This is a genomic window from Halomonas halmophila (genome assembly GCF_006540005.1).
GTDB lineage: Bacteria > Pseudomonadota > Gammaproteobacteria > Pseudomonadales > Halomonadaceae > Halomonas > Halomonas halmophila.
Genome location: NZ_BJOC01000011.1, coordinates 115,432 through 131,222 on the forward strand (window position 1 = coordinate 115,432; position 15,791 = coordinate 131,222).

13 protein-coding genes are annotated in these 15,791 nt (G+C 62.1%); 9 read left to right on the forward strand and 4 right to left on the reverse strand.

Annotation, left to right across the window (positions count from 1 at the left end; genetic code table 11):
• Positions 1–214: 214 nt before the first annotated feature.
• From sdhC to sucD, 9 genes are all read left to right on the forward strand, one after another.
• Positions 215–592, forward strand: a complete 378-nt coding sequence (gene sdhC / locus HHA01_RS03300) for a succinate dehydrogenase, cytochrome b556 subunit (protein WP_218023777.1) — start codon at positions 215–217, stop codon at positions 590–592.
• Positions 586–933: a succinate dehydrogenase, hydrophobic membrane anchor protein gene (gene sdhD / locus HHA01_RS03305; RefSeq protein ID WP_141317691.1), complete on the forward strand. Its 348-nt coding sequence runs from the start codon at positions 586–588 to the stop codon at positions 931–933. The genes sdhC and sdhD overlap by 7 nt, the downstream gene beginning before the upstream one ends.
• A 3-nt stretch (positions 934–936) precedes the next feature.
• Positions 937–2,709 (forward strand): succinate dehydrogenase flavoprotein subunit, encoded by a 1,773-nt coding sequence (gene sdhA / locus HHA01_RS03310; RefSeq protein ID WP_141317693.1) that lies wholly within the window; start codon positions 937–939, stop codon positions 2,707–2,709.
• 11 nt (positions 2,710–2,720) lie between these two features.
• Positions 2,721–3,431 carry a succinate dehydrogenase iron-sulfur subunit gene (locus HHA01_RS03315; protein WP_141317695.1) on the forward strand — a complete coding sequence of 237 codons (711 nt, stop codon included), beginning with the start codon at positions 2,721–2,723 and terminating at the stop codon, positions 3,429–3,431.
• Between the two features lie 217 nt (positions 3,432–3,648).
• A complete protein-coding gene (locus HHA01_RS03320) occupies positions 3,649–6,480 on the forward strand; it encodes a 2-oxoglutarate dehydrogenase E1 component (RefSeq protein WP_141317697.1) in 2,832 nt (943 codons plus the stop codon).
• Between the two features lie 40 nt (positions 6,481–6,520).
• The gene (odhB, locus tag HHA01_RS03325; protein WP_141317699.1) at positions 6,521–8,113 is read left to right on the forward strand and encodes a 2-oxoglutarate dehydrogenase complex dihydrolipoyllysine-residue succinyltransferase; all 1,593 of its coding nucleotides are present in this window, start codon (positions 6,521–6,523) and stop codon (positions 8,111–8,113) included.
• Between the two features lie 48 nt (positions 8,114–8,161).
• Positions 8,162–9,601: a dihydrolipoyl dehydrogenase gene (gene lpdA, locus HHA01_RS03330; protein ID WP_141317701.1), complete on the forward strand. Its 1,440-nt coding sequence runs from the start codon at positions 8,162–8,164 to the stop codon at positions 9,599–9,601.
• A 137-nt stretch (positions 9,602–9,738) separates the two neighbouring features.
• Entirely contained in the window at positions 9,739–10,905 is a 1,167-nt protein-coding gene (gene sucC / locus HHA01_RS03335) for an ADP-forming succinate--CoA ligase subunit beta (RefSeq protein WP_141317703.1), read from the forward strand.
• A complete protein-coding gene (gene sucD, locus HHA01_RS03340; protein ID WP_141317705.1) occupies positions 10,905–11,777 on the forward strand; it encodes a succinate--CoA ligase subunit alpha in 873 nt (290 codons plus the stop codon). The genes sucC and sucD overlap by 1 nt, the downstream gene beginning before the upstream one ends.
• A gap of 164 nt (positions 11,778–11,941) precedes the next feature.
• On the opposite strand, the gene siaD is transcribed toward sucD, so the two are convergent.
• Genes siaD through siaA form a run of 4 tightly spaced genes read right to left on the reverse strand, consistent with a single transcriptional unit; the run spans position 11,942 to position 15,727 of the window.
• Positions 11,942–12,736 (reverse strand): biofilm regulation diguanylate cyclase SiaD, encoded by a 795-nt coding sequence (gene siaD / locus HHA01_RS03345; RefSeq protein ID WP_170214825.1) that lies wholly within the window; start codon positions 12,734–12,736, stop codon positions 11,942–11,944.
• Positions 12,733–13,122, reverse strand: coding sequence for a biofilm regulation phosphoprotein SiaC (gene siaC, locus HHA01_RS03350; protein WP_141317709.1), 390 nt, complete (start codon positions 13,120–13,122; stop codon positions 12,733–12,735). The genes siaD and siaC overlap by 4 nt, the downstream gene beginning before the upstream one ends.
• A 14-nt stretch (positions 13,123–13,136) precedes the next feature.
• Complete coding sequence (siaB, locus tag HHA01_RS03355; RefSeq protein WP_141317711.1) at positions 13,137–13,667, reverse strand: biofilm regulation protein kinase SiaB; 531 nt, start codon at positions 13,665–13,667, stop codon at positions 13,137–13,139.
• The gene (gene siaA, locus HHA01_RS03360; RefSeq protein ID WP_141317713.1) at positions 13,664–15,727 is read right to left on the reverse strand and encodes a biofilm regulation protein phosphatase SiaA; all 2,064 of its coding nucleotides are present in this window, start codon (positions 15,725–15,727) and stop codon (positions 13,664–13,666) included. Before siaA ends, siaB begins: the two co-directional genes overlap by 4 nt.
• Positions 15,728–15,791 lie beyond the last annotated feature (64 nt).

The window sequence follows — 15,791 nt, forward strand, 5'->3', positions numbered from 1 at the left end:
GAAAATGAATTTTTTCGCATTGCAGTGTGGCAGGCGGGCGCGATTGGGCCCTGATTTGTCAGGGATTGTGCAGCGCCCTATAATCTAATCCCGCGACTGGCAGGAAACGGTGATCGTGGCCGCGTCGGTCTTGATTGCCCCTTCCCGAAACCACCGCCCGCTTCGGGGCACGCCCAGTTGCCCGGCGGCGGGCCAAGAGAGTGTGTATAGAGCCGTGAATAGCAAACGACCCGTAAATCTGGATCTGTCCACGATACAGTTTCCACTCCCCGCCTTGACGTCCATTGTGCATCGCATTACCGGCGTCATTCTCTTCATTGGACTGATTTTTGGCTTCTGGGCGCTGGATGCGTCGCTTTCGTCGCCCGAAGGTTTCGCCAGCGTGAAGGACGCACTGGCGACCAACTTCCTGGCGAAGCTGATTGCCTGGGGCTTGCTGTCGGCACTGGCATTCCACTTTGTGGCCGGCATCAAGCACCTTCTGATGGATATCGACATCGGCGTGACGCTGGAAGGTGGCGTCAAGAAAGCGCAGATCACCGTCGTGGTGAGTGCGCTCCTGATCATTCTGGCGGGAGTCTGGGTATGGTAACCAATATCACTAACCTTGGGCGCAGTGGGCTTTCCGACTGGCTTCTCCAGAGAGCCTCGGCCATCGTGCTGGCGCTGTACTCTCTGTTTCTCGTCGGCTATCTGCTGTTTTCCCCCGGGCTGGATTACGCCGCCTGGAGCGGCCTGTTCGCCCAGACCTGGATGCGCATCTTCTCGCTGCTGGCCTTCGTGTCACTCGCCGCGCATGCCTGGGTCGGCCTGTGGACCGTGACCACCGACTACATCAAGCCGACCGGCATTCGTGTCGCCGCCCAGTCCATCATCATCCTGGCCATCTTCGTGTTTCTGGTCTGGGGCATCCAAGTTCTGTGGGGAGCCTGATTCATGTCCAACATGCGTAGTTTGACATTCGACGCCATCATCATCGGCGGCGGTGGTTCCGGCATGCGTGCCGCACTGGAACTCGCCAAGTCCGGCAAGAAGACCGCCGTGCTGACCAAGGTGTTCCCGACCCGCTCGCACACCGTGTCGGCCCAGGGCGGCATTACCTGTGCCATCGCCTCCTCCGACCCGGACGATGACTGGCGCTGGCACATGTACGACACCGTCAAGGGCGGCGACTACATCACTGACCAGGAAGCCGCGGAGTACATGTGCTCCGAAGGACCCAAGGCGGTCTTCGAGCTCGAACACATGGGGCTGCCGTTCTCGCGTTTCGACAATGGACGCATCTACCAGCGCCCCTTCGGCGGTCAGTCCAAGGACTTTGGCAAGGGCGGCCAGGCGGCGCGCACCTGTGCGGCGGCCGACCGTACCGGCCATGCCCTGCTGCATACGCTTTATCAGAACAACCTGAAAAACAACACCACCTTCCTCAATGAGTGGTACGCCGTCGACCTGGTCAAGAATGCCAACGGCGACGTGGTGGGCTGTATCGCCATGGATATCGAGACCGGCGAACTGGTCCACGTCAAGTCCAAGGCGACCGTGCTGGCAACCGGTGGTTCGGGACGTATCTATTCGTCCACGACCAATGCCCTGATCAATACCGGCGACGGTATCGGTATGGCGCTGCGTGCCGGCATTCCCATGCAGGACATGGAAATGTGGCAGTTCCATCCGACCGGCATCTACGGCGCCGGCGTGCTGGTGACCGAAGGCTGTCGTGGTGAAGGTGGCTACCTGGTCAACAAGGATGGCGAGCGCTTCATGGAGCGCTATGCACCCAACGCCAAGGACCTGGCCGGCCGCGACGTGGTCGCGCGCTCCATGGTCCTGGAAATCCTCGAGGGCCGCGGCTGCGGCGAGAACGGCGACCACGTCTATCTCAAGCTCGACCACCTGGGCGAGGAAGTGCTGGGCAAGCGTCTACCGGGGATCGTCGAGCTGGCCAAGACCTTCGCCCATGTGGATCCGGCCAAGGAGCCGATCCCGGTGGTGCCGACCTGCCACTACATGATGGGCGGCGTGGCCACCAATGTGCATGGCCAGGCCATTGCCCAGGATGGCGACGGCAACGACCAGATCGTCAACGGCCTGTATGCCGTCGGCGAAGCGGCCTGTGTCTCCGTCCACGGTGCCAATCGCCTGGGCGGCAACTCGCTGCTCGACCTGGTGGTGTTCGGCCGGGCCGCCGGCATGTTCATCGAGCAGGCGCTCAACGAGGGAGTCGACTACCTCGAGGCGAGTGAGGACGACATCGATACCGCCATGCGTCGCGTCAATCGCTGGAACGAGTCCGAAGGCGGCGAGAGCGTACCCGAGCTCAAGCGGGCGCTGCAGGAAATCATGCAGAGCGACTTCGGTGTCTTCCGTGAGGAAGACAACATGCAGAAAGGCGTGCAGCAGCTGGCAGAACTCCGCGAGCGCATTGCCAATGCCTATCTGCCGGACAAGTCCAATGCCTTCAACACGGCACGCGTCGAAGCCCTGGAGCTGGACAATCTGATGGAAGTGGCCGAGGCCACGGCGATTGCGGCACTCGAACGCAAGGAGAGCCGCGGCGCCCACTCGCGCTATGACTATCCGGATCGCGACGACGCCAACTGGCTGAAACACTCGATGTACTTCCCGTTGGAGAAGCGTCTGGGGCAGCGCGATGTCAACTTCGCGCCCAAGACCGTCGACATGTTCGAGCCGAAAGTTCGTACCTACTAAGGGGAGTCACGATGTCCATGCTTCAGGTATCTCTTTACCGCTACAATCCGGAAACCGACTCCGCCCCTTACATGGAGGAGTTTCAGATCGACACCCAGGACCGTGACATCATGGTGCTGGACGTTCTGCACATGGCCAAGGAGCAGGATAGCGGGCTGGCTTTCCGGCGCAGCTGCCGGGAGGGCGTCTGCGGCTCCGATGGCATGAACATGAACGGCAAGAACGGCCTGGCCTGCATCACGCCACTGTCCGAAGTGGTCAAGAAGGGCAAGCTGACACTGCGCCCGCTGCCGGGGCTGCCGGTCATTCGTGACCTCGTGGTCGACATGAGCCTGTTCTACAAGCAGTACGAGCGCATCCAGCCGTACCTGCAGAACGACAACCCCGAGCCGGCCATCGAACGGCTGCAGTCGCCGGAAGACCGCGACAAGCTGGACGGGCTCTATGAGTGCATTCTTTGTGCTTGCTGTTCAACGTCCTGCCCGTCATTCTGGTGGAACCCGGATAAGTTCGTCGGGCCGGCAGGGCTGTTGCAAGCCTATCGCTTCCTGGCCGATTCTCGTGATGAAGCCACTCAGGAGCGTTTGGCCGAGCTCGAGGATCCATTCAGCGTGTTTCGCTGCCGCGGCATCATGAACTGTGTGGCAGTCTGCCCCAAGGGGCTGAATCCGACGCGCGCGATTGGCAAGATCCGTGAAATGTTGCTGGCCAATGCCACTTAAATCGTGGCGACTGGCTTGTTATCATGCTCACCGGCCTTGAGCTGCGACGCATGGTCGCAGCCCTGACCCGGTGATTCGTCCGAAAGCCGGTGCCCAGTGCACCGGCTTTCGGCCATCGAAATCACGGGTGAGACCACCTTGGGTGGCCGCTAAAGATGTCGTATGGGATGAGCCGTGCGACGCTGATACCACCCCATCAGTGCAGGGTGACCGAGAGATGCAACAAGGCATAATGGAGTTGATGTGGCGCTCCTCTCACGTAACGGGCAGCAACGTGCATTACGTGGAAGCGCTCTACGAGCAGTATCTGGATGATCCCACTACCGTCCCCGATGAATGGCGAGAATACTTCGATACACTGCCAAGTCCCGATGGCAGCGCCACCCAGGACGTTCCGCTCGCCCCCACACGTGAACAGTTCTATCAACTGGGCCAGCAACGCCGCACCGCCCAGGCAGCCTCGTCCGACACGGGCGAGAACAAGAAGCAGGTCAAGGTCCTGCAGCTGATCAACGCCTACCGCGTGCGCGGGCATCAAAAAGCCGATATCGACCCGCTGGGCCTGCGTAGCCCGACCCCGGTTCCCGACCTCGACCTTTCCTTCCATCAGTTGTCCAAGGCGGATCTCGATACCGAGTTCCAGACCGGTTCCTTCTTCATGGGCGCCGACAAGGCACCGCTGAAGGAGATCGTGGAGGCACTGCAGCAGACCTATTGCCGCAGTATCGGCTGTGAAATCATGCATATCGTCGATACCGAAGAGAAACGCTGGCTACAGCAGCGCTTCGAGTCGGTTCGCAGTGCACCGAAGTTCAAAGAGGATGTGCGCAAGCATGTTCTGGAACGCCTGACCGCTGCCGAGGGCCTGGAGAGCTACCTGGCTTCCAAGTATCCGGGCACCAAGCGTTTCGGCCTGGAAGGCGGCGAATCCTTCATTCCCATGATGGACGAGCTGATCCAGCGCAGCGGTGGTTATGGCACCAAGGAAGTGGTGATCGGCATGGCCCACCGCGGCCGTCTCAATGTGCTGGTCAACATCCTCGGCAAGAATCCTTCGGAGCTGATCGACGAGTTCGATGGCAAGCGTGTCGTCGAGCGTGGCTCGGGTGACGTCAAGTACCACCAGGGCTTCAGTTCCAATGTCATGACGCCGGGCGGCGAGGTTCACCTGGCGCTGTCCTTCAACCCGTCCCACCTGGAAATCGTCGCGCCCGTGGTCGAAGGCTCGGTTCGCGCCCGCCAGGATCGCCGGGATGATGACGAGGGTGGCAAGGTGCTGCCGATCAACGTCCATGGCGATGCGGCCTTTGCCGGTCAGGGCGTGGTCATGGAGACCTTCCAGATGTCGCAGACCCGTGCCTACAAGACGGGCGGCACGGTCCACATCGTGATCAACAACCAGGTGGGCTTCACGACTTCGCATCCGCTGGATTCGCGCTCCACCGAGTACTGCACCGATATCGCCAAGATGGTTCAGTCGCCGATCTTCCACGTCAATGGTGATGATCCGGACGCCGTCCATCATGCGACTCAGGTGGCACTCGACTATCGCCAGCAGTTCAAGAAGGACGTGGTCATCGATCTGGTCTGCTATCGGCGCCGCGGCCACAACGAGGCCGATGAGCCGTCCGGCACCCAGCCGATGATGTATCGCAAGATCAAGGAGCATGCCTCGTCGCGTGCTGTCTATGCCAAGCGCCTGGTCAGTGAAGGGTTGCTGACCGAGGACGAAGCCAAGGCCATGGTCGACACCTATCGCGATGACCTGGTGGCCGGCAACCATGTGGCCAATGCGCTGGTGCAGGAGCCGAATAGCGAGCTGTTCGTCGACTGGAAGCCCTATCTCGGTCACGAGTGGTCAGGCTATACCGACACCAGTGTCGACATGAAGCGCCTGCAGCACCTGGCCGCGCGGATGTGCACCATTCCCGATGGTGTCTCCGTTCAGCGTCAGGTCAGCAAGATCTATGATGACCGTCGCAAGATGCAGGCGGGAGGCATGCCGACCAACTGGGGCTTTGCCGAGACGCTGGCCTACGCCACCCTGCTTGACGAAGGGCATCCGGTGCGTCTGACCGGTCAGGACAGCGGTCGGGGCACCTTCTCGCACCGTCATGCGGTGGTCCACAATCAGAATGACGGCAGCACCTATGTGCCCTTGCAGCACCTGACCAAGGATCAGCCGGACTTCACCATCCACGACTCCTTCCTGTCGGAGGAAGCCGTGCTGGCCTTCGAGTATGGGTACTCGACGACGGCGCCCAATGATCTGGTGGTCTGGGAAGCCCAGTTCGGTGACTTCTTCAACGGCGCCCAGGTCGTGGTCGACCAGTTCATCTCTTCCGGCGAGACCAAGTGGGAGCGGCTGTGTGGACTCACCATGCTGCTGCCGCATGGGTATGAAGGCCAGGGCCCCGAGCACTCCTCGGCACGTCTGGAACGCTTCCTGCAACTCTGTGCCGAGCACAACATGCAGGTATGCGTGCCCACCACGCCGGCACAGATCTTCCATCTGCTGCGCCGCCAGGTGATCCGCAAGCTGCGCAAGCCGCTGATCGTGATGTCACCCAAGAGCCTGCTGCGTCACAAGGACGCTACCTCCGACCTCGAACAGCTGGCTCACGGGCACTTCCAGATGGTCGTGCCCGATCAGGGCAAGCGCGATGCCGAGAAAGTCGAGCGAATCGTCCTGTGTGCCGGCAAGGTCTATTATGACCTGGCCAACTGGCGCGAAGAAAACGCACGCGATGACGTGGCCATTCTGCGTCTCGAGCAGCTCTATCCATTCCCGGAAGAGGAGCTCTACCAGGCCATCAAGGATTACGCCAATGTCACCGATGTGGTGTGGTGTCAGGAAGAGCCGCTCAACCAGGGCGCCTGGTATCCCAGTCAGCATCACATGCGGATCGCCATCGAGCGTCTCAAGTCGGGCCTGGGTGGCCGACTGAAGTTTGCCGGCCGCCCGGCCTCTGCTGCTCCGGCAGCGGGCTACATGTCCGTGCATACAGAACAGCAACGCCAGTTGGTGGACGACGCCTTCAATCTGTAAGGCCGACCACCGGGACGAGAGAGAATATAAGGGAAATACCATGGCTACCGAGATCAAGGCACCAACCTTTCCGGAATCCGTTGCTGAAGGCAGCGTGGCAGCGTGGCACAAGAAGCCCGGCGACAGCGTCGAGCGCGATGAACTACTGGTCGAGATCGAGACCGACAAGGTCGTGCTCGAGGTCGTGGCCACGGAAGCCGGCACCCTGGCCGAAGTGACAGCCGAAGAAGGTGACACCGTCGAGTCCGAGCAGGTACTGGGACGCCTGGGTGAAGCCGCCGCATCCGGTGACGGTGAAGGCGAGTCGAAGGGCGACGACTCGGCCAAGGCCGAGAGCAAAGCTGACGACGCAGGCGACGACGGCGCTGAAGCCAAGCCGGCCGCCGGCGGTGCTCAGCATGACGTCAAGGCCCCGACCTTCCCGGAATCCATCCAGGAAGGCACCGTGGCCAGCTGGAACAAGCAGGTCGGCGAGGCGGTCAAGCGCGACGAGGTGCTGGCCGAGATCGAGACCGACAAGGTCGTCCTCGAAGTGGTCGCGCCGGCGGATGGTGCGCTCAGCGAGATCAAGGCCGAAGAGGGCAGCCAGGTCGAGTCGGAGGCCGTGCTGGCCGTCTTTGCCGAAGGCGCCGGCGGTGAGGATGCGCCCAGCGAGGACAGCGGCAAGGCAGCGCAAGCCGACCAGGCCGGCGGTGATGACAAGGACGAAAAGGTCGGCGACAAGATCCTCGCCCCGGCGGCGCGCAAGCTGGTCGCTGAGCATGACCTGGACGCCAACAAGATCGAGGGCACCGGCAAGGGTGGTCGCGTGCTCAAGGAGGACGTTCAGAAGGCCGTCAAGGATGGCTCGGCCAAGAAATCCGCCAAATCCGACCAGCCCGCCGGTGATGGCGCCAAGGCAGCCGCCGCGGCGGCACCGGCTGTGGAAGGCGAGCGTCCCGAGAAGCGTGTCCCCATGACGCGCCTGCGCCGGACCATCGCCAAGCGTCTGGTCGAGGCCCAGCAGACGGCCGCCATGCTGACCACCTACAACGAGGTGGACATGGGGGCAGTCATGGACCTGCGTGCCCAGTACAAGGACACCTTCCTCAAGGCGCACGACACCAAGCTCGGTTTCATGGGCTTCTTCGTCAAGGCGGCTTCCGAGGCGCTGAAGCGCTTCCCGGACGTCAATGCGTCCATCGACGGTTCCGACATCGTCTATCACGGCTATCAGGACATCGGCGTTGCGGTTTCCACCGACCGCGGGCTGGTGGTGCCGGTCCTGCGCGACACCGACAGCATGAAGATTGCCGATGTCGAGAAGGGCATCGTCGACTTCGGCAAGCGGGCGCGTGACGGCAAGCTGGGCATCGACGAGATGCAGGGTGGCACCTTCACCATCACCAATGGCGGCATCTTCGGTTCGCTGCTGTCGACGCCGATCCTCAACCCACCGCAAACCGCGATCCTGGGCATGCACAAGATTCAGGAACGTCCCATGGCGGTGAACGGCAAGGTCGAGGTGCGCCCCATGATGTACCTGGCCGTGTCATACGATCACCGCATGATCGATGGCAAGGACGCGGTACAATTCCTGGTGACCATCAAGGAACTGCTCGAGGATCCGGCGCGTCTGCTGTTGGATGTCTGAGCCGCGGGATAACGAGCCTCTCAGCGAAGAGCAACGATAGGAGCCGACATGGCTGACAAGTTTGATGTGATCGTCATCGGTGCGGGCCCCGGCGGCTACGTCGCCGCCATTCGCGCCGCGCAGCTGGGTCTGAAGACCGCCTGTGTCGAGAAGTGGGTCAACAAGGAAGGCAAGACCGTGCATGGCGGCACCTGCCTGAACGTGGGGTGCATTCCGTCGAAGGCACTGCTCGAGTCCTCGCACAAGTTCGTCGAGGCGCGCGACCACTTCGCCGAGATCGGCATCGACATGGAAGCGCCGACCCCCAATGTGCCCAAGATGCTTGAGTTCAAGCAGCAGGTCATCGACAAGAACGTGGGCGGTATCAGCGCGCTGTTCAAGGCCAATGGCGTCACGGCGATCGATGGCACTGGCAAGGTCACCGGCGGCACCCAGGTCGAGGTCACCGATCAGGATGGCAAGGCCACGACCTACGAGGCCGACAACATCGTGGTGGCCGCCGGTTCCGTGCCGGTGGAAATTCCGCCCACACCGCTGACCGAGGGCCTCATCGTCGACTCGGCGGGTGCCCTGGAATTCGAGGAAGTACCGCAGCGTCTCGGTGTCATCGGTGCCGGTGTCATCGGTCTCGAGCTGGGCAGTGTGTGGAGCCGCCTGGGCAGTGAGGTCACCGTCCTCGAGGCCATGGATGACTTCCTGCCGATGGTCGACAAGGCCATCGCCAAGGATGCCCAGAAGCTGTTCAAGAAACAGGGCCTGGATATCCAGCTCGGTGCCCGCGTCACCGGCTCCGAGATCAAGGACAACGAGGTGGTCGTCAAGTACACGGACGCCAAGGGCGAGCAGGAAGTCACCTTCGACAAGCTGATCGTCTGCGTCGGTCGTCGTCCCTACACCAAGGGCGTCATCGGTGACGGCGTGGGGGTCGAGCTGGACGAGCGCGGCTTCATCAGTGTCGACGACCAGTGCCGCACCAATGTGCCGAGCGTGTTCGCCATCGGCGACTGCGTGCGTGGCCAGATGCTGGCGCACAAGGCCTCCGAGGAAGGCGTCATGGTGGCCGACGTCATCGCCGGCCACAAGGCCGAGATGAACTATGATGCGATTCCCAGCGTAATCTACACGGCGCCCGAAGTGGCCTGGGTCGGCATGAGCGAAGAGGATGCCAAGGCCGCAGGCATCAAGGTCGAAACCGGTTCATTCCCGTTCTCGGCCAACGGTCGGGCGCTGGCCAACAATGCGCCGGATGGCCAGGTCAAGGTCATCGCGGATGCCGAGACCGACCGCGTGCTGGGCGTGCACATTCTGGGCCAGCATGCCGGTGAGCTGATTGCCCAGGGCGTGATCGCCATGGAATTCGGCTCCAGCGCCGAGGATCTGGCGCTGACCTGCTATGCACACCCCAGCACGTCCGAAGCCGTGCATGAGGCGGCGCTGGCGGTCGATGGCCATGCGATCCACATGGCCAACCGCAAGAAGCGCAAGTAAGACAATAAGCGCCACCTTCGGGTGGCGTGTCGCTTCCGGCCATGTATCGGAAGCGAACGGTGATGGTCCGGGCTCGATGCGTGCATCGAGTTTGCCGGGCCATCGTTCGAGTCACATGCAACCAATGGCATGAATCGATGAACCTTCACGAGTATCAGAGCAAACAGCTGTTTGCCGATTACGGCCTGCCGGTGTCCAAGGGCTTTGCCGTTGACACCCCTGAGGAAGCAGCGGAAGCCTGCAAGAAAATCGGCGGTGACAAGTGGGTCGTCAAGGCCCAGGTCCATGCAGGCGGCCGCGGCAAGGCCGGTGGCGTCAAGCTGGTCAAGAGCCCGGAAGAGGCCAAGGATTTCGCCGAGCAGTGGCTGGGCAAGAGCCTGGTGACCTTCCAGACCGACGAGAACGGTCAGCCGGTAGCCAAGATTCTGGTCGAGAACTGCACCGATATCGCCGATGAGCTGTATCTGGGCGCAGTCGTCGACCGTGGCACCCAGCGGGTGGTCTTCATGGCCTCTACCGAAGGTGGTGTCGAGATCGAGAAGGTCGCCGAGGAGACGCCCGAGAAGATCCTCAAGGCCGAAATCGACCCGCTGGTCGGCGCTCAGCCGTATCAGGCGCGTGAACTCGGCTTCAAGCTCGGCCTGTCCGGTGATCAGATCAAGCAGTTCACCAAGATCTTCCTGGGGCTGTCCAAGCTGTTCCACGACAAGGATCTGGCACTGCTCGAGATCAACCCGCTGGTCATCACCGAGGAAGGCAATCTGCACTGCCTGGATGCCAAGGTGAACCTGGACGGCAATGCGCTCTATCGTCATCCGGACCTGCAGGCCATGCGCGACCCGTCTCAGGAAGACGAGCGCGAAGCCGACGCGGCCAAGTGGGACCTGAACTACGTGGCCCTGGACGGCAACATCGGCTGCATGGTCAATGGCGCAGGCCTGGCCATGGGTACCATGGACATCATCAAGCTGAATGGCGGTCAGCCGGCCAACTTCCTCGATGTGGGGGGTGGTGCCACCAAGGAGCGCGTCGCCGAAGCCTTCAAGATCATCCTCTCGGATACCTCGGTGAAGGCCGTACTGGTCAACATCTTCGGCGGTATCGTGCGTTGCGACATGATCGCCGAAGGCATCATCGGGGCCGTCGAGCAAGTGGGCGTCAATGTCCCGGTCGTGGTTCGCCTGGAAGGTAACAATGCCGAGCTGGGTGCCGAGAAACTGGCCGCCAGTGGTTTGAACATCATCGCTGCTACCAGCCTGACCAATGCGGCTCAGCAGGTCGTCAAGGCAGCGGAGGGCAAGTAATGAGCATCCTCATCGACAAGAACACCAAGGTCATCTGTCAGGGTTTCACCGGTGGCCAGGGTACCTTCCATTCCGAACAGGCCATCGCCTACGGCACCAAGATGGTGGGTGGCGTGACGCCGGGCAAGGGCGGCCAGGAACACCTGGGGCTGCCGGTCTTCAATACCGTGGCCGAAGCCGTCGAAGCGACCGGTGCCGAGGCCAGCGTGATCTATGTGCCGGCGCCGTTCTGCAAGGACTCGGTTCTGGAAGCCGCCAATGCCGGCATCAAGCTGATCGTCTGCATCACCGAGGGCATCCCGACACTGGACATGCTCGACGTCAAGATGAAGTGCGACGAGCTGGGCGTGCGCCTGATCGGCCCGAACTGCCCGGGTGTCATCACGCCGGATGAGTGCAAGATCGGCATCATGCCGGGACATATCCACCAGGCCGGCAAGGTCGGTATCGTGTCGCGTTCCGGCACCCTGACCTATGAAGCCGTCAAGCAGACCACCGACCATGGCTTCGGTCAGTCTTCCTGCGTGGGTATCGGTGGCGACCCGATTCCGGGCTCCAACTTCATCGACATTCTCGCGGAATACGAGAAGGACCCGGCCACCGAGGCGATCGTCATGATCGGCGAAATCGGCGGCACGGCCGAGGAAGAAGCGGCGGCCTACATCAAGGAGAACGTCTCCAAGCCGGTGGTTGCCTATATCGCCGGTGTCACCGCGCCTCCCGGCAAGCGCATGGGGCACGCTGGTGCCATCATCGCCGGCGGCAAGGGTACCGCCGACGAGAAGTTTGGCGCTCTCGAAGCGGCTGGCGTCAAGACAGTCCGCTCCCTGGCCGAGATCGGTGATGCCCTCAAGGAGGCAACTGGCTGGTAAAACGGCCGGATGTCGCTTGATGCGCATGAAAGGGCACCTTCGGGTGCCCTTTTGCGTTTGGGAAGCACTGCTTAAATGCCTGCGCATGCAAATCGCTTCGTTACGCGGTGCGGTTGGCATCTCGCGTGGGCCGAGGCTAGGCCCTGGTCGCGGGCGTCGGTGACTCAGGCGGGGGCGGCACTCCATCGGTCACGGCCCTGGTGCTTGGCTTCCATCAGGGCCTGATCGGCGCGCTTGATGGTGGCGTCGATAGCGTCCCCGGGGCGGTGCTCGGCCACGCCGACACTGGCGGTCAGCGCGATATGCCGGTCATCGTCGACAGGAATCTGCAGCTGGCGCAGGTGCTGACACAGTCGCTCCATCAGCGGCGTCGCCTGGGTGAGCGAGGTCTCGGGCAGCAGCAACAGGAACTCTTCGCCGCCCCAACGGCCGCAGATATCCGATGCGCGGAGCGACTCCTGGAGTCCGCCGGCCAGCAGCTCGAGCGCCTTGTCTCCGGTGCCATGGCCAAAGCTGTCGTTGACGCTCTTGAAGCGGTCGATGTCGAGCATGGCCAGGGTCAGGGCGCGTTGATGGCGTTCGGCGGTGGCATGCCACTGTTCCAGTTGCTCATTGAGCCGCCGCCGATTGGCGAGGCCGGTCAAGGGGTCGACGCTGGAAGCGGCCCTGAGCGCCAGGTTGCGCTCGCGCAGCAGCGCCTGGTAGCGATCGGCGATGCGCGACAGCTTCTGTTGGCGGCGTATCTGTTGCTCGAGCTGCTCGCGTGTCAGGTGCAGATCTTCATGGGCACTCTGCTGATAGCCATCGGCGATGGTGATCAGGCGCTCGAGCTTTTCCTGCTGTTCCAGATGATGCTGATACAGCTGTGCCAGCGGCTCGCGCAGGGGGCTGTCCTGGTGCGCCGCATCCTGGAGCAGTTCCTCGACATGCTGCAAGAGCTTGGGCTGGGGCTTAGTCACGCCTGGGCCTGCTGTGGAGTGATATCGAAGGGGAAGGTACAGTCCTCGCGAAACTCTTCTGCGAGTTCGGCAATACGTTCGTTACGCGTGTCATAGCGCCAGGTGACACTGACCGTTCTGCCGCCCTGGTGAGCGTCTTCGAGCAGGTCGAAGATGTCCATCATCGCCTTGACCGAGCTGGTATTGAGATAGACGAGTTCCAGCTCGAGATGCAGCCCGTGGCTGGCATCGCCGAGAAACGTTTCGGTCCAGTTGATGACCTGGCCGAAGAGTTCGTAGGAGTTCTCCGGGTAGGAGTCCCCGCACATGTAAAGGCGCCCGCCTTGCCAGTCGCTTTGAATCGTCGGGGTGGACTGGCTGCCGATAATATTCAGATCTTCAAGCATGAGCATTTTGACCGTTATATAGTGGCTGTGAGGCTAAAGAAGCCGCGACCGGAAGGCAATGGCTCGATGGACGCCTGCAGCGGCCGTGTCGACTTGCGTGCCATGTCCAGCAAGCCCAGCCCGGCACCACTGTGTTCTTCTTCACGCGGGCGGCGCAGTTGTTGCTTGTAGGCTTTCTTCAGCTCGACGGCATCGAGGCCTGCCAGGTTTTCCACGGTCTCGACCAGAGCCTTGCCATCCTCGAGTTCCACCAGGTTGCCGGCGGACACCAGATAATGCCCCTCGTCATCCCTGGCCACCGCCACGGTCGCCGTGGCCTGCTCGTCATCATAGCCCTGCCTGCCGGCATAGTGGCGGATGTTCTGGGTCATCTCGATATACACCGAGAAAACATCCATCGCCGAGGAGGGGGCGGCTTCCTGAGTGTTGAGATAGTTGCGCAGGGCATTGCCGATCTCTTCGATCAGGCTGCGCGAGATCGGGCCATTGAAGCACAGCATGATGCGCTGTTTGAGATAGTTCTCGCGCAGGGTCAAAAGGTTCATGTTGCGTCCTTCTCGTTGCTTCGTGATGTGTCGGACGCATCCTGACGATAGGTCGTCGAGGCAGCGTCGAACCGAAAACATAGCATGGTGATGTCGTCGCGTTGCGGCAAGTTGCCGCGATAGCCTTCGAGCTCCGCTTCATAGGCGGCAATCTGCTCGTCCAGGGGGGCGCTGGCGTGACGCTGCAGCATATCGTGCAGGCGCGAGTGGCCGAAGCCGAAGCCATGCTCTCCGCCGGCCTGATCCAGAAACCCGTCGGTACACAGGGTATAGGTCCAGTCGTGGTGTAATGGCAGGGTCTGGTTGCGATAGGTCATGATGCGTTTCTGGCCCAGCGCCCGCTTGCCCCCGTCATGGTACTCCAGCTGGTGGCCGTCGGTGGCGTAGAGCGTCATCTTGGCCCCGGCAAAGGTCAGGCGCGATGTCTGTGGCTCGACCCATGCCAGCCCGGCATCCATGTGCGTGGCGATGACATTGAGCTGGGAACCGGTATGCAGGGTGGCGCGAATCTGACGATCCGTTTCGTTGAGCAGGGCCGCCGGGTCGCTCGGGCCGTGGCGCAGGATGGCGTTATCGATGATGGCTCGCGCCAGCATGGTCATCAGCGCGCCGGGCACACCATGTCCCGCACAGTCTACCAGGCCGATCAGGTAGCCCTGGTCGTCGGCATGGAAGACATAGACATCGCCGCCGACGGTGTCCCGCGGCCGCCAGAGCACCGCATGCTGGTCCGGCAGGCGCGCCGCCAGCCGCCGGTTGGGCAGGATGGCACGCTGAATGATGCTGGCATACTCGATGGAGGCATCGATCTCGCGCCGAGCCTGCTGCATTTCCTGATTGGCCTGCATCAGCTCCTGGGTACGCGTCTGTACCCGCTCCTCGAGATCCTGGGTATGACGCGCAATGCGTTCCGCCATGTACGAGAAGGTGCGTGACAGCTGGCCGATTTCATCCTGTCGGCTGGTGGGCAGGGGCGTGTGCTCGCCGCCATCCGCCAGCGCCCGGGCCGAACGCTGGAGCCGTTGTACCGGGCGCAGAATCAGCCGGTTGCTGGCATACAGAAAGACCAGGGCCAGGACGCCGAGTACGGCCAGCAGTCCCAGTATCATGGGCCACAGCCAGCGCTCGTTGATCACGGGAGTGGCACGCAGGTCGACGGCCGTCACCAGCATCCAGTCGAGCTCCTGGAGGTAGCCGACGGCGAGCAGATGCGGCCTGCCCTGCATGCTGGCCTCGAGGATCCGGACATTACCGGGCTGACGCAGGGCCTTTTGCAATATGCCGTCGAGCTCTTCGCGATCCTGCGGATCGTCCAGCAGGTCGTGCAGTCGGCTCGCCTGCTCCTGCCCCGCGAGGGTGTCGTCCGTGCCCACGGTGACCCGTTCGCGATCCGGGTGTGCCTGGATGAGCCCCTGCTTGTCGATGATCATGGGGGTCAGTCCGGTCGGGCTGTTGCGCATGTAGCGATCCAGGAAACTGCCCAGGTCGATGCCGCCACCGGTCAGCCCGAGGAGCTTGCCATCCTGGCGTATCTTGACGTTGAACCAGACCTTGGTGACGCCCAGCTTGTGGTCCTGGCTGACGTCGATGGTGTAGGCAGCCGGATTCTGGATGGTATGATAGTACCAGTCATCGGCCGGGTCATTCGGGGACAACTGATAGCGCGGGGCACTGCTGAACTCCTGCTGGTCGGAGTTGTAATGATAATCGCCGCTGGCGTGTTCGACGATGAAGTAGGCATCGTCGCTGAACTGTTCGCGATAGCCGGCGGCTTCTTCAAAGAAACGTCGGCGCAACCGGGGATCATCCGGGTCGGCCAGCCATTCACGGGTGACAACCGAGTCGGCGAGACGGCGTGACAACGCCAGATCCCGGGAGATCGGGGTCAGGATACGCTGCATGTGCAGCAGGGTGTACTGTTCGGCATAGCCGGAAGCGAAGTGGCGTCGTACATCATCCAGCGCCTGCCAGGCAATCAGCAGCGCTGGAATCAGTGCCGCCACACAGGCTGTCAGCAGTGCCAGCGTCGACTTGGTACGCAGTCCCCAGAACGTCTTCATAAGCGGCGCTGCATCCTTGCTCGGCAGAAATGGTGGATTCCCTGGCCCTTCAGTCTAGCCAACG